The sequence below is a fragment of the Blastomonas sp. SL216 genome (assembly GCA_026625625.1).
Classification (GTDB): domain Bacteria; phylum Pseudomonadota; class Alphaproteobacteria; order Sphingomonadales; family Sphingomonadaceae; genus Blastomonas.
Genome location: CP113055.1, coordinates 1,648,259 through 1,670,551 on the forward strand (window position 1 = coordinate 1,648,259; position 22,293 = coordinate 1,670,551).

Annotated in this window: 14 protein-coding genes; 8 read left to right on the top strand and 6 right to left on the bottom strand. The window is 63.6% G+C overall.

Annotation, left to right across the window (positions count from 1 at the left end):
* The first annotated feature begins 134 nt into the window (after positions 1 to 134).
* The gene (locus tag OU999_07905; GenBank protein ID WAC25095.1) at positions 135 to 2,723 is read left to right on the top strand and encodes a TonB-dependent receptor; all 2,589 of its coding nucleotides are present in this window, start codon (positions 135 to 137) and stop codon (positions 2,721 to 2,723) included.
* A gap of 38 nt (positions 2,724 to 2,761) precedes the next feature.
* On the top strand, positions 2,762 to 4,144 hold the full coding sequence (locus tag OU999_07910; GenBank protein ID WAC25096.1) for a DUF1254 domain-containing protein: 1,383 nt from the start codon (positions 2,762 to 2,764) through the stop codon (positions 4,142 to 4,144).
* Between the two features lie 64 nt (positions 4,145 to 4,208).
* Here OU999_07910 and OU999_07915 read toward each other — a convergent pair whose 3' ends face one another.
* Positions 4,209 to 5,564, bottom strand: coding sequence for an MATE family efflux transporter (locus OU999_07915; GenBank protein WAC25097.1), 1,356 nt, complete (start codon positions 5,562 to 5,564; stop codon positions 4,209 to 4,211).
* Positions 5,565 to 6,077: 513 nt separating this feature from the next.
* On the opposite strand from OU999_07915, the gene OU999_07920 reads away from it, so the two are divergent.
* From OU999_07920 to OU999_07935, 4 genes are all read left to right on the top strand, one after another.
* Complete coding sequence (locus OU999_07920; protein WAC25098.1) at positions 6,078 to 8,354, top strand: glycosyltransferase family 4 protein; 2,277 nt, start codon at positions 6,078 to 6,080, stop codon at positions 8,352 to 8,354.
* Entirely contained in the window at positions 8,351 to 9,643 is a 1,293-nt protein-coding gene (locus OU999_07925) for a glycoside hydrolase family 130 protein (GenBank protein WAC25099.1), read from the top strand. Before OU999_07920 ends, OU999_07925 begins: the two co-directional genes overlap by 4 nt.
* Positions 9,644 to 9,824: 181 nt before the next feature.
* Positions 9,825 to 11,981: a prolyl oligopeptidase family serine peptidase gene (locus OU999_07930; GenBank protein WAC25100.1), complete on the top strand. Its 2,157-nt coding sequence runs from the start codon at positions 9,825 to 9,827 to the stop codon at positions 11,979 to 11,981.
* Between the two features lie 178 nt (positions 11,982 to 12,159).
* Positions 12,160 to 13,458 (top strand): amidohydrolase family protein, encoded by a 1,299-nt coding sequence (locus OU999_07935; GenBank protein WAC25101.1) that lies wholly within the window; start codon positions 12,160 to 12,162, stop codon positions 13,456 to 13,458.
* A gap of 145 nt (positions 13,459 to 13,603) precedes the next feature.
* Here the strand turns inward: OU999_07935 and OU999_07940 are convergent, their stop codons facing one another.
* The 4 genes from OU999_07940 to OU999_07955 all read right to left on the bottom strand — a co-directional run bounded on the left by OU999_07940 (position 13,604) and on the right by OU999_07955 (position 17,864).
* Entirely contained in the window at positions 13,604 to 15,634 is a 2,031-nt protein-coding gene (locus OU999_07940; GenBank protein WAC25382.1) for a catalase, read from the bottom strand.
* 365 nt (positions 15,635 to 15,999) lie between these two features.
* A complete protein-coding gene (locus OU999_07945; protein WAC25102.1) occupies positions 16,000 to 16,212 on the bottom strand; it encodes a hypothetical protein in 213 nt (70 codons plus the stop codon).
* Between the two features lie 182 nt (positions 16,213 to 16,394).
* A complete protein-coding gene (locus OU999_07950; GenBank protein ID WAC25103.1) occupies positions 16,395 to 16,940 on the bottom strand; it encodes a group 1 truncated hemoglobin in 546 nt (181 codons plus the stop codon).
* A gap of 18 nt (positions 16,941 to 16,958) precedes the next feature.
* Complete coding sequence (locus tag OU999_07955; protein WAC25104.1) at positions 16,959 to 17,864, bottom strand: DUF3034 family protein; 906 nt, start codon at positions 17,862 to 17,864, stop codon at positions 16,959 to 16,961.
* 108 nt (positions 17,865 to 17,972) lie between these two features.
* Between OU999_07955 and OU999_07960 the strand changes: the two genes are divergently transcribed.
* Positions 17,973 to 18,629: a carboxypeptidase regulatory-like domain-containing protein gene (locus OU999_07960; protein ID WAC25105.1), complete on the top strand. Its 657-nt coding sequence runs from the start codon at positions 17,973 to 17,975 to the stop codon at positions 18,627 to 18,629.
* A 12-nt stretch (positions 18,630 to 18,641) separates the two neighbouring features.
* Positions 18,642 to 20,987, top strand: a complete 2,346-nt coding sequence (locus tag OU999_07965) for an EAL domain-containing protein (GenBank protein WAC25106.1) — start codon at positions 18,642 to 18,644, stop codon at positions 20,985 to 20,987.
* A gap of 71 nt (positions 20,988 to 21,058) precedes the next feature.
* Here OU999_07965 and OU999_07970 read toward each other — a convergent pair whose 3' ends face one another.
* On the bottom strand, positions 21,059 to 22,213 hold the full coding sequence (locus OU999_07970) for an aminotransferase (protein WAC25107.1): 1,155 nt from the start codon (positions 22,211 to 22,213) through the stop codon (positions 21,059 to 21,061).
* Positions 22,214 to 22,293 lie beyond the last annotated feature (80 nt).

Sequence of the window (22,293 nt, forward strand, 5' to 3'; positions counted from 1 at the left end):
CGCAGCTGATTTTTGGCGCGCAAAGTCAACTTAACCTGAACGGCTTTGCCTAGGGTCGATAATGAGGGGGGGCCTTTTTGAATAATGGCTCCCGATACAAGCGGCCAACGAGCCGCGATAATGGGAGAGAAGCCTTGAAGAAGTTCGCAATGCTTGGCGTGTCAACGCTGGCCATGGTCGTCGCGACCCCGGTCTATGCCCAGTCCGCCGACGACGAACAGTATAACGAGCCGATCATCGTGACGGCCACGCTGCGCGCGATGGACGTGCAGGACGTGCCGCTGGCCGTGACCGCGGTGGCACCCGAGACGCTGGAACGTCAGGGCATTTTCGATATCAAGAACCTGTCTGCGGTTTCGCCAAGCTTCAACATCCAGTCTTCCAATTCCGAAACGCAGGGCACGTCGATCCGCATCCGCGGTGTCGGCACCACCGGCAACAATACCGGTCTCGAAAGCTCTGTCGGCGTGTTCATCGACGGCGTGTACCAGTCGCGGCCGGGTGTTGCGCTCGGCGATCTGGTCGATCTGGAACGGCTTGAAATCCTGCGCGGCCCCCAGGGTACGCTGTTCGGGCGCAACACCTCTGCCGGTGCACTCAATGTGACAACCAAGCGCCCCAGCCTGACCGAGGTCGAAGGGTTCGCCAACGCCAGCTATGGCAATTATGATTTCATGAACGTGCAGGCCGGTGTCAGCGTGCCGGTGGTGACCGATGTCGCGGGCATTCGCGTATCCGGCACCTGGCGCAAGGCGGACGGATATCTGACATCGCCCACCGGGGCGGAGAGCAACAATCGCGACCGCTACATGCTGCGCGGCCAGCTTTATATCGAGCCCAGCAGCGAGGTGAGCATCCGGTTGCTCGCCGATTATGCGCGCACCGACGAGCAATGCTGCCAGGCCGTGATCCTGCGCGAGACAGAGCTCGCACCCTTTGCCGCGTTCCATGGCCTCGCCAATGATGGCGTCGCCCAGTCCGGATTCTCGGCGCTGAAGAACCTGTCGATCAACGGCGGACCCTATCTCAACGGATCCAAGCAATGGGGCCTTTCGGGCGAGCTGACCTGGGACATCGGCGCGGCCAAGCTGACCTCGATCACCGCTTATCGCCATTTCCAGTCGAGCCAGACCACTGTCGGCGGCTTTACCAGCAACGATACCTATACCGTCGGCAATGGTGCGCCGACATCGCGCCCGGGCATTCTGCCTTCGGGTGACCGCATCCGCACCTTCACCCAGGAGCTGCGCCTGCAGGGCACCGCGTTCAACGATGCGCTCGACTGGCTGGTCGGCGGTTTCTATTCGAGCGAGAAAATCCGCGCCAATCAGTCGATGACCCTGAACGCGGACTTCCAGCGGACCGGCAGCGCGTTCAACTTCGGCAATCTGGCCGGCGTCAATCCGCTCTTCGCGCTCACCGCGCTGGGCAATGGCGGCGTCCCGGTCAATGCCAATGGCAATTTCGCCGAGAACCAGTTCTTCCAGAATGCCGAAAGCTGGTCGATCTTCACCCACAATGTCATCAACCTGACCGACCGGCTCAGCCTCACCGTCGGCGCGCGCTATGTCAACGAGACCAAGGACGCGCGCTTCGACCAGCTTGGCGCGACGACAGGCGCAGGCAGCAGCGCCTGCCAGGCCAGCGTCAATGGCGTGCTGGCCGGCACCGTGCCCGCCGCGCTGCGGGCGGGTCTGATCGGCATCAACTGCTTCCCCTTTGCAACCTCGGTCAACCTGACGGCACCGGCGGCGTTGGGCGGCGGGCTTGCCAGCCGGTTGCTGCCCCTGCCCCGCCTGTGGAACCAGCGATTCAAGGACGATGAGATCACCTATACCGGACAGGTCGCCTACAAGGCCACCGATGATCTGCTGCTCTATGCAGGCTTCAGCCACGGCTTCAAATCGGGCGGGTTCAATCTCGACCCGCAATCGGCCACCTTGCAGAATTCGGCGGCCATTCTTGCAGGTCTGGCGACACCGGGCGGCCCCGTGGTCGTGGCTCCGGTCTATGCCGATCCCAGCTTCGCCTCGGAAAAGGTCGACCAGATCGAGATTGGCGTGAAGGCGACTCTGTTCGGGCGGATCAAGGCGAACCTTGCCTTCTTCGACATGAAGATGAGCGACTTCCAGGTGCTCGAATTCACCGGGGTCCAGTTCCTGACGTTCAACGTCAATTCGGCGCGGTCCACCGGCGCTGAACTCGAACTGTTCGGCCAGCTTTCCAACCATATCTCGGCGAACCTTTCGGCCACCTATGCCCATGCGCGCTATCCATCGAACTGCGCCAATGGCGTTGCGCCTGCCGCGCTCGCATCCTCGCGGCGGCTGTGCGGTCAGGACCTGACTAACGCACCCCGCTTTGCCGGCGTGTTCGGCCTGACCTATGACGGGCCGCTCAACGATTCCGGATGGCGGCTGCTGGTCAACGGCAATGTCAGCTATTCGGACAGCCGCACCACCCGCACCATCGACCTCGATACCAACGGGCTGCCCACGCCGTTTGCGCGGCAGGAAAACTATTTCAAGATGAATGCCCGTATCGGCCTGACCACCCCCGACGAGCGCTTCACCTTCGAATTGTGGGGCACCAATCTTTCGAACGAGATCACCCGCGGCATCACGGCCAACACGCCGCTGCGCGGGGGCGCTGGCACCCGCTCGCTGATCGGCTTCGTCGAAGAGCCCCGCATGTACGGCGTCACCGTCCGCACAGTCTTCTAGGGCTGTAATCGGGTCGGATGTTCGGGAGGAGGATAGCCATGATGAAACGCCTGATCGCGTTGTGCAGCTTTGTCCTTGTGTCGCTGATCGCGACCGCGCAGGCAAAGCCGCCCAGCCCTGAAGAGGCCTATGCCATCGGGGTGGAGGCCTATACCTATGCCTATCCGCTGGTGCTGATGGAACTGACCCGGCAGGTGGCCACCAGTGCATCCGACCCGGACCAGATGCGCGCGCCGATGAACCGGTTTTCGCATCGCAAGACCTTTCCCGATGCCAGGTTCAAGGATGTCGTGCGTCCCAACGCCGACACCTTGTACTCCTCCTTGTGGTTTGACGTCGGCAGCGAGCCTCTGATCCTGACGCTTCCCGATACGGGGGGGCGCTATCATGTCATCCCGCTCATGGACATGTGGACCGACGTGTTCGCCTCTCTGGGTACACGGACGACCGGGAATGGCGGCGGCACCTTCGCGATTGTCGGGCCGGACTGGAAAGGCGATCTCCCGGCAGGCACGGGTATCATCCGCAGCCCGACCAATGTCGGCTGGATCATCGGCCGCTTCCAGACCAACGGCCCGAAGGATTATCCCAACGTCCACAAGCTGCAGGCCGGGCTTCTGGCAAGGCCCTTGTCTTCGGGTGCCGCGGCGACAGGTCCATCGGCTCCCGCCACCGACCGCAGCGTTCCGCCGGTGGTGCAGGCGGCCAACATGGAACCGGCAAAGTTCTTTGCCCTGTTTGCTGACCTCCTGAAGCGCAATCCGCCGCATGCCAGCGATTATGCCATCGTGCGGCGCATGGAGCGGCTGGGCCTTGTCGTCGGCAAGGATTTTGATCTGGCCACGACCGACCCGGTCATCCAGCAGGCCATGATCAGGGCGGCGAAGGACGGCTATCAGCGGATCGTCAACCGGCGCTCCGCGATGCGTCCCACCGCAACGGGATGGATGGCAATCGGCAATTCGCTGGGCGTTTACGGCAATGATTATCTGCAGCGCGCCTTTGTCGCCTATGCGGGCCTGGGTGCCCTGCCGCCCGAAGAGGCGATCTATCCGATGGCGGCATTTGATGGCCAAGGCAAACCGCTCAACGGCGCGTCCCGCTATGTCATCCGGTTCGAAAAGAACCAGATCCCGCCAGCCGATGCGTTCTGGTCGCTCACCATGTATGGCCAGGACCAGTTCTTTGTCGAAAACCCGCTGCAGCGCTTTGCACTGGGCGACCGCGACAATCTGAAGTTCAATCCGGACGGATCGCTCGACCTTTACGTGCAGGCCGCCTCGCCCGGAGCGGACAAGGAAGCGAACTGGCTGCCCGCCCCGGCTGGTGCGTTCACGATGAACATGCGGCTCTACTTGCCCCGTCCCGAGGCGATTGACGGTCGATGGTCACCGCCGGCCATCCGGCGGCTGGGCGACTAGCATTCTGGATCGGCTGTGCTGCTGGGCATCGCCTGGGCTAATGGCAACATCAGCACGGCATTCATCACCAGCGGGCCAGCTTGATGAACAGCGCCGTGCCGAGGCCCATCGGCAACATCGCCGCAGCGGACAAGGCGAACACCGTCCACAGCGGCGCCCCGTAAGACACCAGCGCCCACCCTCCGAGAAGCGCCACCGCCAGCCGCATCGCCTGGGCCGCGATTGCTCCCCCTACCCGCCCTGCACCTTGCGAAGAGAAATAGAGGCACAAGCCAAGGCCAAAAAAGGCATAGCCGAAGCCCGCGATGCGCAGATAGCTATAGGCGGCGCTTTTGGCGGCCATGTCATCGGTGAACAGGTCAACCCAGACCCCGGGGAAGAGCACCACCATCAGGCCGAGCGCACCCAGCACCGATGCCGAGAGCGACCCGCTGATCCACGCGATGCGGCGCGCCCGCGCAACATCCCCCGCACCAATGGCGGTGCCCACCAGGGGAACGCTGGCCACCCCGATCGAAAAGGCGATCGGGATCAGCAGAAATTCGAATCGCACCCCGATGCCATAGCCTGCAAGCGCCTCGGGCCCGAAGCGGGCTACCAGATTGGTGAGCACCAGCACCGTCGATACCGAGAGCAAGGGCGAGAGCATGGCCACCGCGCCAACCCGCAACAGGTCCGAAAATCGTGCAGGCTTCAGCAGCGTCGGCGCGAACCGCAGCGGCAACCGGGCGTGGGTGGAGCGCAGATACACCAGCAGAGCCAGGGCCGCTGCGCCAAAGGCGACGACCTGCCCCACCGCCACGCCCGCCATGCCCAGCCGTGGCGCGGGCCCCAAGCCCAGGCCCAGCGTGCCGCCAACGGCCACCTGGGCAAGGCCTGCCAGCAGCAGCGTCCACGCCGGCATCGCCATGCTGCCCATGCCTCGCGCGATGGATGCCAGCATGTTGGTCGTCCAGATGAACACGATCGCCATCGCCGCGACATTGGAGAACGCCACGGCCTGCTGCAGCACCGCGCCCGAGCCGCCCAGCACCGTATAGACGGCAGGGCCTGCGAGCAGAACGACCAGGGTCCATAACAGACCCATCACAAGGCCGATGACGAGCGCGCAGAGCGCAAGCGACTGCGCCCGTTCGGTATCGCCTGCCCCCAGCGCGCGGCTGATGGCACCCGATACCGTGCCGCCCATGGCGCCTGCCGACAGCATCTGCATCAGCATGAAGATCGGGAAGGCCAGCGCGATCCCGCCGAGTGCAGAGACACCCAAGGAGCCGACATAGGCCGTTTCGGCGATCGAAATGATCGCGGCAGAGCAAAGCGCAATGACGTTCGGCAGGCTCAGCCTGACCAGTGTCGAGAGGATGGGCCCATGACGCAGCAGATGCGCCCTGGCCTCGGCCGCGGCCGCAGCCTTGCGCATCTTTTCCCCCCGGGCCTCAGCGGCGGCGTTGGTGCTCACGCGGTCAGGCGCCTACAGCGGCGGGCGCGGCGATCCGGTGGCATAGCCTGCCATCGGACCGCCTGAACGGATAAAGGTGATCCACGCGCTGCTCCCCTGCCTTGCCGCCCATCATCACGCGCATCCATCACATCGCCAGGCGGACAATCCCCTCGGCACCGCTTTGGGATGCAGGATCGACGTCAGGTGGGCCAGCGATAGAGATGCGCATTCCTCCGGGTCTCGGCGCACACACTGAACGTGACGGCACGCCACCGTCAAGGCTGTGCCGTTCGCCATCACAGGCCTGCAGCATGGCTTGGGCAAAGGCCTTGCCCGACTGAATGATACCGGTGCGAGGGCACCGGAACGAATGCCGCTGCAAGGGGTAAGTGTGATGACCGTGCCACAGAGCCACTTTGGGCCAGGTAGCCCCGCTGCGCCTTTGAATTTGGCCGGGCCGTTCTGTCGCATCATTCCGAAAGGACGCCCTGTATGTACGAAGCCTTTCCTGCCCTGCTTGCCGATGATGGCCAAGACGGATTTGCCCATCCCGATGTTCCGCACGCCGTCCGGCTGGCACTGATCGGAGGGTTCCTGCCCCGCCGCTGCGGCATCGCGACCTTCACCACGGACGTGCATGCCGCGCTCAAGGCGAGCGCTCCGGACATGACAATCGATGTCTACGCCATGTCACCCCCGGCGGCCGAGGCCGAATTTGACGGCACCATCTGCAACACCATCACCGAAGGCGATCCCGCCGCGTTTCTGGCTGCGGCAGCCAGGATCGAGGCCAGCGGTGCGGATGTCATCTGGCTTCAGCACGAGTTCGGGCTGTTTGGCGGCCCGGCAGGAGACATGATCCTGCCGCTGCTCGATCATGTCGCCGCGCCGCTCATAGTGACCCTGCACACGGTTCTGGCCAAGCCCGATCCGGACCAGATGCGGGTGATGACCCGGCTGATCGCGCGGGCGAGCAAGCTGGTGGTGATGTCCGATCTTTCGCGAAATCTGCTGATCAGCGTCTATGGCGCGGACGCAAAGCAGATCGCGCTTATCCCCCATGGCGTGCCTGACCGCCCGTTCGGACGCAGCGCAGAATTCAAGCCGCGCTTCGGCTTTGCTGGCAGGAAGGTCATCCTCACCTTCGGGCTGCTGTCAAAGGGCAAGGGGATCGAGGCGATGATCAGGGCACTGCCCCAGATCGTGCGGCGGCATCCCGGTATCCTTTACTGCGTCGCCGGGGCAACCCACCCCAATCTGGTCGCGCACGAAGGCGAGGCCTATCGCCATTCGCTCCAGGCACTGGCCCGTGAGCACGGCGTGGATGGGCATATCCGCTGGATCGATTCCTTCCTGGACACGGACGAACTGCTCGACCTGATCGAAGCGGCGGACATATTCGTGACGCCCTATATCGGCGCGCAGCAATCGACCTCAGGCACGCTGTCTTATGCGATGGCGCTGGGCAAGGCGATCGTATCGACGCCTTATGCCCACGCGTCCGAACTGCTGGCGGACGACCATGGCAGGCTCGTACCCTTTGGCGACAGCGATGCCATGGCCAGCGCGATCTCGCTGCTGCTCGACGATCCAGAGCGGCTCCACAGCCTTCAGCAACGGGTCTACAGCCGCGGGCGCGACATGGTCTGGCCCCGCTTTGCCGAACATACGATCAATCTCATCGAGGCTACCCGGCTGAAGCCGCGATCGGAGCCTCTGGCAAAGCGGATCGGGATAAGCGGCTTTGTGCGCATGTGCGACAATACCGGGATACTCCAGCACAGCATTCACGGCATACCCGACCGGCGTCACGGCTATTGCGTCGATGACAATGCCCGCGCGCTGATGCTGATGCATCGGCTGGACAAGCCCATGCTGCGCCAGTGCGGCCATCTGACCAACGTTTTTGCCTCGTTTGTCCAGCATGCATGGAACCGCGATACGGGCGAATTCCGCAATTTCATGGGTTTCGGTCGCAACTGGCTGGAGGATATCGGGTCCGAGGACAGCTGCGGGCGGACGATATGGGCGATCGGGATCACGGCGCGGCATGCGCACGACCAGATGATGCGCCGCTGGGCACGCGAGCTGTTCCTTGAAACCGCCCCTTCTGCGCTGGGCTTTCAGTCCCCTCGCGCGATTGCCTTTGCGATGCTGGGGTCGGCAAGCCTTTTGGCGAGCGAGGCCGATCACGCGTTGCCCAATGCCATCCTGCGGCAGGGTGCAGACCGGCTGACCGCGTTGCATGACGCGATTGCCCGGCCCGGCTGGAACTGGTTCGAAGACGTGCTGGCCTATGACAATTGCCGCCTGCCCGAGGCGCTGTTGCGAGCGGGCGTCCATCTGGGCGATGATGGCATGATCGCCTGCGGCCTGGAAACTCTCAGCTGGCTGATGGACCTGCAGACCGCCCCCCAGGGCCATTTCCGCCCCGTGGGCTCTGACAGTTTCGGCCAGCGTTTTGCCCGGCCCAAGGTGTTCGATCAGCAAGCTGTCGAGATATGGGCGGCGATCGATGCGGCTGCCGCAGCCTGGGAGGTGACCCGTGACCCGAACTGGCTGACCCATGCGCGCCGCGCCTATGACTGGTTCGACGGGGGCAACGATCGCTGCGTGAAGGTCGGCGATCCGCACAGCGGAACGAGCCGGGACGGAATCAACCCGCGCGGACTCAACCTCAACGAAGGGGCGGAATCGGTATTGTCCTACCAGCATGCACATTATTCCCTGCAGGCCTTGATGGCCAAGGCGGGGGTACATCATCCGTGAGCAGGCTCGCCCAGCACGAACTACGGCTGCACGCCGACCCCACCCGCGTCGTGGTCCGCCCCTTTCACCTCGCCTGGCAGGCAACCGGCCCGGATCTGGAACGGGTGCAACGGCTGGCGCGTGAAATCATCGCGCTCGACCCGCGAACCGTGCGGTCCGAACTGGCGGTGGTGCTGCGCGATTTCGCCGACCGCCACTGGCAGATCGAACGGGTGTTCCAGGATCGATTTGACGAGATCGAGCCGCGCCTTGACCTCGATGTCCCGCTGCGCCGCGAGACCCAATTGCTGATCGGTGCCTATTTCTGCCACGAATACAGCTATGCTGCAGCAGCGGTGATGAACCCCAGCGTGGTGCTGCATCCCGATCAGGACGGGCTGGACCCCGGCAGCATCCGCATCCTGATTTCGCTGCGCGCGGTGGGCGAAGGCCATATTTCGACCATCGCCTTTCGCGAAGGCACGATCTCTGCACAGCGTGAGCTGTGCCTGGTTCCGCAACCGACCTTTGCTACAGCCGCGATGGCTGGGCCGCTCATGGACCCTGTCACGCACGATGCGGTCACGCTGCACCGTCAGCCCGACAGCAGCCTGTCGGGCACCGTCATCTTCCCGATCACCGAGGCCCAGCGCAACGGGCTTGAAGACCTGCGTCTGGTGCAATTTTCAGACGATGATGGTGGGCAGCAGTGGATCGGCACCTATACGGCCTATAGTGGCCGCGACATCCGGTCGGAACTGCTGCAAACCCGGGATTTCCAGGACTTCACGCTGACGCCGATCAAGGGTGGGGCCGGTCGCAACAAGGGCATGGCGCTGTTTCCGCGCAAGATTGACGGGCGCTATTGCATGATCGGGCGGCAGGACGGCAAGAACCTGTATCTGCTGCGCTCAGACAGCCTCGACCATTGGGAAGGCGGCGAACTGCTGCTGGAGCCCCGCTATCCCTGGGAGCTGGTGCAGATTGGCAATTGCGGGGCCCCGATCGAGCTGGAGGAAGGCTGGCTGGTGCTGACCCATGGCGTCGGCGCGATGCGCAAATATGCCATCGGCGCCATGCTGCTGGACAAGGATGATCCATCCCGAGTGCTGGGGCGGACACCCAATCCCATTCTTTCCGCAGCCGATGAGGACCGCGAGGGCTATGTCCCCAATGTCGTCTATACCTGCGGCGCGATCAGGGTCGGCGACGATCTCTTCCTGCCCTATGGGGTCGCGGACAGCTCGGTCTGCTTCGCCTTTCTGGCCATTTCGGACATGCTGGCGGCGATGGACTTTTCCGCAAGCTGACCAGCTGCATGAGCCGACGACGCGGCCAGGGCCAGCAGGCGCTGACCCTGCGATAGCCGGCTGGCCTTTGATCGTCTGAGACGCCCGCTCACCGACACGATCTGCCCGTTCGCGGCAAAATCCTCACGCGCATGGCAAAGGCGGCGATGTGACAGCTCCCTGTCCCAACGGAGCCTCGCCGATGACCCTGACCGCCCCTCCCCCGATGCCGCTATCGGCCAGCACCGACCGAAGGAGCCTGTTATGCGGCCTGACCTCAGCCGGGCTGCTGGCAGGTTTGCCAGGCGCTCCGGCCTGGGCGGGTGGGCCGGCTGCATCCGGGGCCCGCAGCCGCACGATCCATGGCGTGACGATCACCGATCCCTTTGGCTGGCTTGACGAGGCGTCGCTCGATGACCCGGAAGTGGCGGCGCTGATGGCCAACCTTGCCGCTGCATCAGAACAGGTCATGACACCGCTCGCCGGGCTGGTGCAACGTCTGCGCGCCGAGGCCGATGCCGCCACCCCGTCGGCGCCCCCGCCCGCTCCCGTCGTGGACGGCGACCATGGCTATTGGAGCGCATGGGGCTCGGGCGGCCGCCAGCTCTGGCGCGCTCATCGGGTGACCGGCAAGCGCGAATTGCTGCTCGACGCCGCCGAGCCCGCTGCCGATGGAAAGCCGATTGGCGATTTCGTCGCCTGGGGGCTGTCGGATGACGGGAAGTTGCTGGCGTTCGCGACGATGAGTGCCCCCGAACACCATGACATCCGCTTCAAGCATGTCGCGACGGGCCGGATGCTGACCGATATCGTGCGCGATGTGGGCGTGCAGATCACCTCCGAGAGGATCATATGGAGGGCTGACAGCCGCAGCATCATCTATGGCGAAGTCGATGCCGCAGGCCGCCCCTGGCGCGCACGCATCCACCGGATCGGCCATCTGCAGGCCGATGGGCCGGTGTTGTTCGAGGAAACCGACCCCGCATTCTTTGTCGAGATCCGGCAGACGACATCGCGCCGCTTTGCGCTGATCAACAGCGTGTCGGTCGACACCAGCGAGGTGAGGCTGCTGGCCCGTTCGAGCCTGCAGGCTCCTCGGCTGGTCAGCGCCCGCCGGGCGGGCCGCGGCTATGCGGTCGATCATGGCGGCGGCGGAGCGCTCGATATCCTGACCAACGACACCCACCCCAATTTCCGGCTGGTGCGCGCCACGCTGGCAGAGCCGGACCGCTGGAGCGAAGTCCTGTCAGCGCAGGACCGAACCGGCCTCACATGGCATCAGGCGTTCAAGCGGCATCTGGTGGTGGCCGAGCGCAACGAGGGGATCAGCCGGGTACGGGTGCTCGACAGGGCGGCTCGCCAATGGCGTGCGATCGCATTTCCCGACGCCATCGCCGTCGCCGGGTTCGACCGCTGGACCGCCGGCCCCGAGGCCAATCGCGAACCCGATCCCGCCAGGCTCAGGCTGGGGGTGGAGTCGCTTGCTGCACCCAGGACGCTGTTTGACTACCGCTTTGCCGATGCCACGCTGGAACCGCTGCAGGCCGGATCAAGCGCCGCTGCAGGCTTTGTGTCAGAAAGGCTTTTCGCGACCGCACCCGATGGCACCGCGATCCCGATGTCGATGATCCGCCCGCATGGCCAGGCGCTGCGCGGTGCGGTTCTGTATGGCTATGGTGCCTATGGTGTTCCGTCCAATCCCGATTTCGATCCGCAGCGGCTCAGCCTGCTGACGCGCGGGGTGGCCTATATCATCGCGCATGTGCGCGGCGGTGGCGATCTGGGCGGCGCGTGGCACGATGCCGGGCGAGCCGAGCGGCGCGCCCAGCCTGTCGAGGATTTCATCGCCTGCGCTCGTGCGCTGACCGCGCAGGGCATCGTGCCAGCGGGCCGGATCGTCAGCATGGGCCGCTCTGCCGGGGGGTGGCTGGTCGGCGCGGCGCTGAACCGCGCTCCGGATTTATGGGCCGGGGTGATGGCTGATGTGCCATTCGTGGATGTGCTCACATCGCTGGTCGATCCGCGCAGCCCTGTTGCCGCTGCCGAGCTGTCGGAAGTCGGCGATGTCGCCCGCGATCCGGCTGCCTTCGCGCGCGCCCTGCGCCTGTGCGCCTATCAGAACATCCCCTCGGCCGGGCTGCCACCGGTCTATCTCACAGCCTCGCTTGCCGATGTGCGCATCGCCTGGAGCGGGGTGCTGAAATACGCGGCCCGGCTGCGCGCTGCGCACCCTGACAACGCCGTCGTGCTGAGACTGGACCGCGATGGCAACCATTGGGGCCCAGCCGATCCGGCAACCGGAGCGACATGGCGGGCCGAGCGGATAGCGTTCACGCTCGAGGCGCTGAGCATCGCCTAGAGCATCACCCAGCCAGGGTCGGCCAGGTGTGAATCTGGCGGCGCACAGATGTTTGGCGTTCCAGGCTATTGCGGTTACACCCCATGGGCACCGTGCGCCGCAAAGCCGCTCCGCCCGATGCACAACGGCAGCGCTTGGTGCACAAGCCACATGGCGGGTCTGGAACAGGGGAAAATGCATGAAGGCGGGAATTCTTGGCGCGTTTGTTGCGATGGCGATCGCGCTGCCTTCGGTGGCCTCGGCGCAGACATCCATCATTCATGCCGGTCGCCTGATCGACGTGCCCGGCAAGGCACCACGCGGACCATCCACGATCGTCGTAAAGGATGGTCGGATCGCATCGGTCGATAATGGCCATGCCAAGGTGCCCGAAGGTGCCGCATTCATCGACCTCAGCGATCGGACTGTGCTACCCGGACTGATCGACAGTCACGTGCATCTGACGAGCGACTCCGCCGGGCCCGCAGGGCAGCTGGAGGCCGTCACCCTGTCGCCCGCTGCTCAGGCCTTCAACGCCCAGGCCAATGGGATGAAGACGCTGCGCGCCGGCTTTACCACGGTCCGCAATCTGGGTGATGGCGACGGCGCGGTGCTCGCGCTGCGCGATGCGGTCAATGCCGGCAAGGCGATGGGGCCGCGGATCCTGGATGCCGGCAGCAGCCTGTCTGGCACCGCGGGCCATTCCGACAATGCACTGAGCTATCGCGACGAATTGCGTCCCTTCTTTGCCGGCGCGGGCAATATCTGCAATGGGGCCGAAGACTGCCGCCGCGCGACGCGACAGCAGATCGGGCGCGGGGCCGATGTCATCAAGGTGACCATCACCGGCGGCGTCAACAGCCGGATCGGCGCGGGGCTGGGCAGCCAGATGTTCGATGACGAGGCAGCGGCCATTGTCGCCACCGCACGGATGTTCGGCCGCAAGGTGGCGGTCCATTCGCATGGTGCCGACGGCACGCTCCAGGCCTTGAAACTCGGCGTCGATTCGATCGAACATGGCACGATGCTGACCGAGGAGGTCATCGCGCTGTGGACCAGAAGCAAGACCTATTATGTCCCGACCCTGTCGACCGTGAACGGGTACAAGGAACGGCTTGCGGCCAACCCAGATGCCTATGAGCCCGATGTCCTCGCCAAGATCAAATGGCGCATCGACATCACCGGCAAGACGCTGCAGACGCTCGCTCCGCGCGGCGTTCGGATCGCCTTTGGCACCGATGCAGGCGTGTCGAAACATGGCCGCAATGCCGACGAATTCGAGCTGATGGTCGCAAACGGCATGACGCCCGAAAGCGCGCTGATAGCAGCCACAGTCAACGCGGCTGACCTGCTCGGCCTTTCCGATAAGATCGGCACCATCGCTCCGGGCAAAAGCGCCGACATCATCGCTGTGGCGGGCGATCCGCTGACGGATGTGTCGGTCTACAAGGACGTCCAGTTCGTGATGGCACGCGGCAAGGTCATCGCGCTGGAGTGATGGAACAGCCCCCAGAGTTCTGACCGTCGTGCGTCTGATGTTGGGCACAGCGGCGATGAAGGGCATGCCGCGCCCCAGCGGCAAACCGAAGCATGGAGGGGAATGGCCTTGACCACCCCCGCCCCTCACCGCGTTGCGAGCCCCGTCAGGCCAGATCGCGAACCTTGGGTTCCCGATCCCAGTGCCTGACCGGCCCGACCTGCATGAATTCATCCGGATGGACCACGCCTGCGTCGGGTTCGATATTGGCCTTGGGCAACAGATGCTGCCGGGTGCCTTTACAGGCCCCGATGGTCTTGCAGTGATACCAGGCATCCGCAAACCAGGCGACTGCACCGACATCCCGGGCCAGCATCTCTGCCCGTTCCGGCGCCAGCATCGCCACAACCGCATCGAACAGGACCGAGGGTGACCCGGCCAGTTGCCCGTCAGCTTTCAGTTCGCCGCCGTCCAATGCCAGCGGGCCGATTTTCGGGGCGACCAGAAACGCCGATCCGCCCGCCTTTTCGATGTCGCTCACCAGATCGGTGATGGCGGATTTGCTCGAGCCCTGATCGAACAAGATGCCGATCTTGCGCCCCTTAAACGTGGGCTTGGCCTGTTTCTGGATCGACAGGGCATCGGAAGTGCCGAGGTCGACCGGTTCCCTCGCAGCCTTTGCCTTGGCCGGCAGATCCGTGCCCAGTCCTGCAGCCACCCGCTTGGCCAGATCCTCGTCCACGTTGCGCAGCCGCGCGATGACCCTGGGCGGGACATGCGCAATCGTCACCTTGGACAATTCGAAGACCAACGCCGATGCGATATGCGCTTGCTCATTCTCGGTCTGCGACCGGTAGAACAACCTGGCCTGGCTGTAATGGTCCGCAAAGGCCTCGGCGCGCACCCGCAGCTTCTCGGTCGGATCGTTGCGCTCCGCATTCTCCCGGAACGAGGTGAAACCCGTATCCGGGCAAGCGCGCGGTCCGCCGTCTTCTCCTGCCTCAGCCAGGCTGTTGGGCTCGTAATTGGCACGGCCTGTGGGCACGAGCGTCTGCATCAGACCATCGCGCTGGAAATTGTGAAACGGGCATTTGGGCGCGTTGATGGGAATCTGATGGAAATTCGTCGTCCCAAGCCGCGACTTCTGCGTGTCGAGATAGCTGAACAGACGCCCCTGAAGCAGCGGGTCGTTCGAGAAATCGATGCCGGGAACGAGGTTGGTCGGCATGAATGCCACCTGCTCGGTCTCTGCGAAGAAATTATCGACATTCCTGTTCAGCGTCATCCTGCCGATGACTTCCACCGGGATTACCTCCTCGGGTATCAGCTTGGTCGCATCGAGCACGTCATAAGGTTGCTGCGCAGCCCATGCCTCGTCGAATATCTGGACCGCCAGGTCCCATTGTGGATAGTCGCCCGCGTCGATGGCCTCCCACAGGTCGCGGCGATGGAAATCGGGGTCGGCACCGGCGATCTTGACCGCCTCGTCCCAGGTCGTGCTCTGAAGCCCCAGCACCGGCTTCCAGTGGAACTTGACGAACCTGCCCTCGCCCTCGGCATTGATGAACCGGAAGGTGTGGACGCCAAAGCCCTCGATCATGCGCAATGATCTCGGGATACCGCGATCCGACATGGCCCACATGACCATGTGCATCGCCTCGGGCATCAGACTGATGAAATCCCAGAACGTGTCATGCGCGCTTGCCGCCTGCGGATAGCCGCGATCAGCCTCCATCTTGACGCTGTGGACAAGGTCGGGAAACTTCATCGCATCCTGGATGAAGAAAACCGGAATGTTGTTGCCGACCAGATCCCAATTGCCTTCTTCAGTATAGAGCTTCACCGCAAAGCCCCGCACATCGCGCGGTGTATCGACACTGCCGGACCCGCCTGCGACGGTGGAAAAGCGAACGAAGACCGGGCAGCTATTGCCCTTGGTCTGGAAAAGCGATGCCTTGGTCCATTCCGGGATAGCGCGCGTCACCTCGAAGGTGCCGTGCGCACCCGAACCGCGCGCATGAACGATCCGCTCGGGAATGCGCTCATGGTCGAAATGAAAGATCTTCTCCCGCAGGACAAAGTCTTCCAGCAGGGTCGGACCGCGTTCCCCCGCCCTCAGGGAATTCTGATTGTCGGAAATTCGGTGGCCGAAATTGTCGGTCAGATGCGTATCGCGGCTGGCCGACTTGCCCTTCATGTCAACGTTTTGATGGACCTCGCCGCCATTACCGGTGGTCGCGATCAATTCCGCCGAACCCGCACCCGGTTGGTGATCGGCAAGCGCGTTGTCCGTGGCGGGCGATGCGAGGCTTGGTTTCTGTCTGGCCGGCATGTGCTGGGCTCCAATGTTAAGGGGTATACAGGCGGTGCGGCCATGCACTGAGTGGCATGGCCGCACGCCCGATCCTGAGGGACGGTGCCTGGCCGATTGATCGGTCATGCGGATCGATGTCCGGAAAAATGGCCGGGCTTCGGAAGACCTGAGCGGCAGCCGCGAAATCGTTCCCGAACGAGATGTCGCGCGCCTGGCTCATGCGCCAGCCGACATGCCGGTTGCGCCGCTTAAGCGGCTCGACCATTCTTGTCGTAATGCTTCTTGATGTAATAGCCCGCCACACCCACGGCGAGCATCGTGGGCAGGCTCATGCGGGACAGAACGAACGGAATGGCCGACGCGGCCAATGCACCCGTTGTGGCACCCTTTGCGCTGTCCGCTTTCGATGTCGGACCTGCGAGCTTGGCTCCGATGACGGCACCGATAACATTCTTGATCATAGGCTTTCTCCTGCGTTTCCCCAGTTACCGAGAGGATCGCAGAAGGTTCCAATCCGTGATGCGTTTGATGGCCACGCGAAAGGCCGGACACGCCTTTTCAAGATCGCCCCAGGTTCCGCGCGTCGAGTCCGTAATGCGGGGTGCTCGCACGGGGCCTTGCGCCACCGGCGCTGCGTATTCGGTCAGCGGGTGACCACGTCGCGCTTCATCGGAGCCAGCTTGGACAGGAAGCGGTTCTGCGCGGCAAAGCTGATCTTTTCCTTCGCCATGGCCGCCTGCAGGTTTTCGACGAGCACATTGAGGTCATCAATCTGCAGGCCGAGATCCTTGTGCGAACTGACCATGTCGCGCCCGCTGTAATCGCAACCCGCGTTGAGGATGTAGCAGAACTGTTCGAACAATGTGCGGCGCAGGCGGACCAAATCGTGCGAGACGAAGACTTCGGAAATCCGCGGGTCTGCAACGGAGAGATCGACCATGTCGTTGACGACGCGCCGGATGCCGTCCTGTCCGTGAAACGCATCGCGCATGCCGGACCCGGCAAACGGTTTCGAGCCTGCATTGGCATTGGACATTTCATAGGGATCGACCGGCACTTCACCCGTGACGGGATCGCGCTGCGGCTCTGGCGGCATCGTGGTCGCCTCCGATGCCTCGGCCTCGGCGGCGGGCGTGTCGGGCATGTCCTGCGCTGCGGACAGGGCAAGGGCGAGAATGAGGCTGATCATGATAGGTCCTGTCCGGTATCAGAATGCGGCTTGCAGCGAGAGAAAGGCGCCGCGCTGATTGTCCGCCGTGGCAATGCTGCCAAGATCGACATAGGCCGCCGTCACCGTCACATTGCGGGTTACGGCATAGGCGGCAAACAGATCGAACCAGTCATCTTCCCGCGCAATGGCCAGATTGTCCGGCTTGGTGCGATATTCGCCGCCGACGACGAAGCGGCGCGAGAACTGATAGGCGATCGACCCTTCGAACTGGGGCTTGTGATCGTTATCGGTTGCGCTGCCGAAGCCCAGCAGACCGTTCTGATTGGCCTTGGTGAAGCGCACCGTCGCATTGGCCAGGACGCTATGCGAAAGGAAGAGCTTGGTCGCGCTGATATAGAAATCGGTGCCATGGGGTGATGCCCCGCCGACTGCCGCGACCACCGCATCGTCGCTCGAGCGCTTGTGCTGCACGCCGACCGCGATCTGGGGCATGAGACTGGAGCCATAGACCGCATCTCCCGCGATCCTCAGCTTGGCTCCGAAGACATCCTGATTGAGCGTATAGCCACGCCCGAGCCCAAGCGCGGCGCCGATATCGATCGTATCGAGGTTCTGCCGCGCATAGCTCAGCTCAACGCGATCGAAGAACCCGACCGACAGACCGTAGCTCGTCCAGTTATAGTCGGGCAACTCGATGACCGTGCCATGCGCCGATCCGCCAATACCTTCCTGCGTGCCATTGCCGGCAATCGTGCTCCAGGTGGCAAGTCCGCCGCCGCCCGATCCCTCGATGGTGCTGACGCCATTGGTCAGCAGCAGCTTGCCGCCGTTGCGAATGTCCTGCGCCTGGGCTGCGGTGGCTGCACAAACGGACAGCGCGATCAGACAGGCAGTGCGGGTGAATATGTTGATGGCAATCATGCCGCTGGCCGTATCGGTCAAATCCTAACGCTCGGTTAACCAAAAGTGCCGACGAGCGAGTTGGGCACAATGGATCCAGAATTTGGTCAGGGCTCGCGCCGAACAACTTGTTTTTAACCACTTAAGGCCATGATCAAGGTCATGTTTGATCTTCGCTTCCCCTGGCATCTTGCCTTTTCAGCATTGGCAGCGATGCTGCTTCTGGTCCCGGGATCTGAGGCAGCCGCCCCGGCCACACTGGCCATTACGGTCAGGCAGGCCAGTGGCATGCCCGTGAAGGACGCGGTGGTCATGGTGTACCCCAAGTCCGGTGCTGCCCAGGGACCGATTCGCTTTGGCTGGAAAAATGAGATGGCCCAGTCGAACGTCACCTTCCTGCCAGGGACGCTCATCGTGCCTGCTGGTGCCACGGTGCGTTTCCCGAATTTCGACAAGGTCCGGCACAGCATCTACAGCTTCTCCAAGGCGGCAAAGTTCGACATCCAGCTGTATGGCCGCGACGAGACGCGCACCCACACTTTCGCGGTCCCAGGGAGCGTGTCGCTTGGCTGCAAGATCCACGACAAGATGCGTGGCTATATCAAGGTCGTGGATACCCCCTATGCGGCCAAGACCGATCATAACGGCCAGCTGAAACTGGCGCAGCTGCCCGGCGGCCCGGCGACCATCAGAGTCTGGCATCCCGCGCTGCGCAGCCGGACGGGCGAGCATCAGGAGGCGGTCACCCTCGCCCCCGGTCAGCCTGCGGCGCGTTCGGTCACCGTTGAACTGCGACCCAATCCATAAGCCGCCATGACAATGCCTGACCCCTCTGCCAACGACCGCTTCCGATCGCTCTCGACCCGCATAACCTTGTGGTATGCCGTGGTGATCGCGCTGACCTTCGGTGCCTTCATCATTGTCGCGGCAGACGGGGTGGAGCGCTATGCGCAGAACGTCGCGACCGGCGAGATGGCCGCCAACGGGGCAACCTTCGACAAGATCCTGGAGCTGGAAGCGGCGCAGATGCGCACATCAGCTGATGTGCTGGCGGCCGATTTCGGCTTTCGCGAGGCATTTGCCATCGGCGATGCGCCGACCATCGCCAGTGCGCTCGACAGCCTGCGCCAGCGCGCCGGTGCCCCGCTGGCGATCATGATCCCGCTGCAGGGCGACATCATCAGCACCGGGACCACGTTGCTGCCTGCCGACCACGATATGCTGTGGAGCGCGGTGGACTCAGGGGTCGATCGCGGTGTTTTTCAGGTTGGCGGCCGTTTCTACAACGGGGTCGCCGCACCCATCAAGATTCCCGATCTGGCAGGCTGGCTGGTCCTCGCCCGCCCGCTGAATACTGTTGCGATGCGCGACATGGCCAGGCTTGCCCCCGAAGGCATGTCGGCCAGCATTCGGGCAGGCGGCACGCTGTCCCATGGCATCACCCTGGCGCAAGCCAGCGGCAAGGCGCCCATTGCCGTCGACATCAAGGGTGAGCCGACGCTCTATTGGTCGCGGCGGCTGCCCTCCTTTGATGCGCAAGCCAAGCCGCGCCTGCTGCTGCGCTACGCCTTGGGCCCGGCGCTGGAACAATATGCGCCGATCAAATATCTGCTGATTGCCCTGAGCGGCCTAGGCCTGCTGATATCGACCGCGATCGGTGCATTTGTCGCGCGCGGCATTACCCGACCGATCGCTGCACTGGACCGGGCTGCGCGCGCGATCAGCGAAGGATCGCGCAACAGGGTGTCGATCAGGTCCTCCGATGAGGTTGGCAGGCTGGCCGCAAGCTTCAACATCATGGTCGATTCGATCACCGAGCGCGAGGAACGCATCACGCACATTGCGCTGCATGACGAGCTGACCGGCTTGCCGAACCGCAAGCTTTTCGCCGAGCAACTCGAATTTGCACTGGCCCGCCGCGCGAGAAACGAGCGCGTCGTGGTCATGTATTTCGACCTCGACAACTTCAAGGCGGTCAATGACACTTTGGGCCATCCGGTTGGCGATGAGCTGCTCAAGGCCGTGGCCGAGCGTCTCCGGCAGACGATCAACGGGGCCCTGATCAGCCGCCAGGGCGGAGATGAATTCGCCATCCTGCTCGACCAGATCGAACCTGGAGCCAATCTTGCCCTGCTCGCCGATCAGGTGATTGCAGTGTTCGGCGCGCCGTTCCAGCTGACCGGGCATTCGCTCGAGACCAGCTCCAGCATCGGCATTGCCGTCGCGCCGGGCGATGGCACCTGCCCCGACGACCTGATCAAGAATGCCGACCTGGCCCTGTACCGGGCCAAGAATGAGGGCCGCAATTGCTCATGCTTCTTCGAACAGGCGATGGACCTGGAGGCGCGCAAACGCCATCAGATGGAAATCGACATGCGCGAGGCCGTGCGCGGGAGACAGTTCCACCTCAATTATCAGCCACTTTTCAGCCTCGAGAAGAACCGGATCGTCGGCTTCGAGGCGCTGATCCGCTGGCAGCACCCCAAGCACGGTTTGATCTCCCCGGCGGAATTCATCCCGCTGGCCGAGGATACCGGCATGATCGTGCCGATCAGCGAATGGGTGATGAACGAGGCCTGCGCGCGCGCCAGCCAATGGCCTGAGGATGTGCGGGTCGCGGTGAACCTCTCGCCGGTGCTGTTCAAGAATGCAGGGCTGCCGCTGATGGTGATGCAGGCGCTCGATGCGACCGGCCTCAATCCCAGCCGGCTGGAGCTGGAGGTGACCGAGTCGCTGTTCATCGACAACGTCGAGCGCACCTTGGCAATGCTCAGTTCCTTGCGCGAATGCGGCATCCGGATCGCGCTCGATGATTTCGGCACCGGATATAGCTCGCTCAATTATCTGCGCTCGTTCCCGTTCGACAAGATCAAGATCGACAAGAGCTTCGTCAACGACCTGACGGCCGACCACAGCGCCCGTGCGATCATCGGTGCGATTACGGCGCTGGCGGGTGCGCTGGGCATGGAAACGATCGCCGAAGGCGTTGAGGACAGTGACCAGCTTGAGGCATTGCGATCGCAGGGGTGCACCAACATCCAGGGCTATTTCTTCAGCCGACCGGTGGACATCGCCCTGGTCGACGCGATGATTGCCAACATGCGCTATGAGGCTCGCGCCACCCAGGCCATCGCCAAGGCAGAACCCTCCCGCAAGGCCGCTTGATCGAGCGGCAGGTAGCGCCAGGCGTCTACACGCACCATCCGCGCAAACAGAGGGTCGCTCGTGCGGCCAGCCTATTTCAGGCGAGGCAATGCTTCTGCCAGCCGCTCCAATGCCCGCTCCAGAGTCGCGCGCTCCTTTGCGAAACAGAAGCGCACCAGATGGGTGGGCGGAGCATCGCTATAGAATGCCGATATCGGGATTGCGGCGATGCCGGCCTGGTCGATCATCGCATGGCAGAAGGCCATGTCCTCCATCGCGATGCCGGATGCGGCCACGTCCACGCTGACGAAATAGGTGGCGGCCGAGGGCACCGTTGCCAAACCGATCTTACGCAATCCGGCGCAGAAAAAGTCGCGCGAAGCCTGATGTTGCGCGCGGGCCATCGCGATCCAGTCATCCTGGCTGTTCAGCCCTTCGGCCACCGCCCATTGCAGGTTGGGCGGGGTGGTGAAGGTCAGGAACTGGTGCGCCTTGGCGAGGACACGCGCAATCGGCGGGGCTGCGCACATCCAGCCGACCTTCCATCCGGTCAGCCCGAATATCTTGCCGGCAGAACCGATCTTCACGGTCCGCTCGCGCATGCCCGGATAGCTCAGCAGCGATCTGTGCTGCGCCCCGTCATAGACCAGCGCCTCCCAGACCTCGTCACAGATCGCGATCAGATCATTGTCCACACAGGTTCGGGCGAGCAGCGCGAGGTCATCCGGATGTGCGGTGGTCCCCATCGGGTTCATCGGATCGTTGAGGAGCAGGACACGGGTCCGCGGGCTGATGGCATCGGCCAGGGCCTGGGCATCGATGCGCCAGCACGACCGATCGAAATCGACGATCCGGGCAATGCCCCCGGCACGCTGCACCAGCGGGCAATATGCGTCGTAGAGCGGCTGGAACAGCAGCACCTCATCGCCAGGCTGGATGATCGCAAGCAGGGCAGCAGCAATGGCCTCGGTCGCACCCGATGTCACGACGACCTCATCCGGGGCAAGTTCCAGCTGCTGATGCCGACGATACCAATCGGCGATCGCTGCCCGCAGTTCGGGCAGGCCGACCATCGGCGGATACTGGTTCGATCGATGCTGTAGCGCTGCGCATGCTGCATCGATGACCAGATCATTGCGCGGACCATCGGGAAACCCCTGCCCGAGATTGATCGCCCCGGTCTCCCGCGCGCGCATCGACATCGCCTCGAAAATCGTGGTGGGCATGTCGCGGTATATCGGGTTCATCGCGGCTCCTGAATCGATGGCACGCTGGGCGAACAGGTGCGCTGCGCAAGCCGCGTTCTATATCGGGCGGGCAGCTTGTT

Excerpts from the sequence above, each read along its gene's own strand:
- OU999_07970 (WAC25107.1), bottom strand. The coding sequence starts at position 22,213 with ATGAACCCGATATACCGCGACATGCCCACCACGATTTTCGAGGCGATG.
- OU999_07920 (WAC25098.1), top strand. The coding sequence starts at position 6,078 with ATGTACGAAGCCTTTCCTGCCCTGCTTGCCGATGATGGCCAAGACGGA.
- OU999_07915 (WAC25097.1), bottom strand. The coding sequence starts at position 5,564 with ATGCGCAAGGCTGCGGCCGCGGCCGAGGCCAGGGCGCATCTGCTGCGT.
- OU999_07930 (WAC25100.1), top strand. The coding sequence starts at position 9,825 with ATGACCCTGACCGCCCCTCCCCCGATGCCGCTATCGGCCAGCACCGAC.
- OU999_07910 (WAC25096.1), top strand. The coding sequence starts at position 2,762 with ATGATGAAACGCCTGATCGCGTTGTGCAGCTTTGTCCTTGTGTCGCTG.
- OU999_07945 (WAC25102.1), bottom strand. The coding sequence starts at position 16,212 with ATGATCAAGAATGTTATCGGTGCCGTCATCGGAGCCAAGCTCGCAGGT.
- OU999_07935 (WAC25101.1), top strand. The coding sequence starts at position 12,160 with ATGAAGGCGGGAATTCTTGGCGCGTTTGTTGCGATGGCGATCGCGCTG.
- OU999_07950 (WAC25103.1), bottom strand. The coding sequence starts at position 16,940 with ATGATCAGCCTCATTCTCGCCCTTGCCCTGTCCGCAGCGCAGGACATG.
- OU999_07960 (WAC25105.1), top strand. The coding sequence starts at position 17,973 with ATGATCAAGGTCATGTTTGATCTTCGCTTCCCCTGGCATCTTGCCTTT.
- OU999_07940 (WAC25382.1), bottom strand. The coding sequence starts at position 15,634 with ATGAAGGGCAAGTCGGCCAGCCGCGATACGCATCTGACCGACAATTTC.
- OU999_07965 (WAC25106.1), top strand. The coding sequence starts at position 18,642 with ATGCCTGACCCCTCTGCCAACGACCGCTTCCGATCGCTCTCGACCCGC.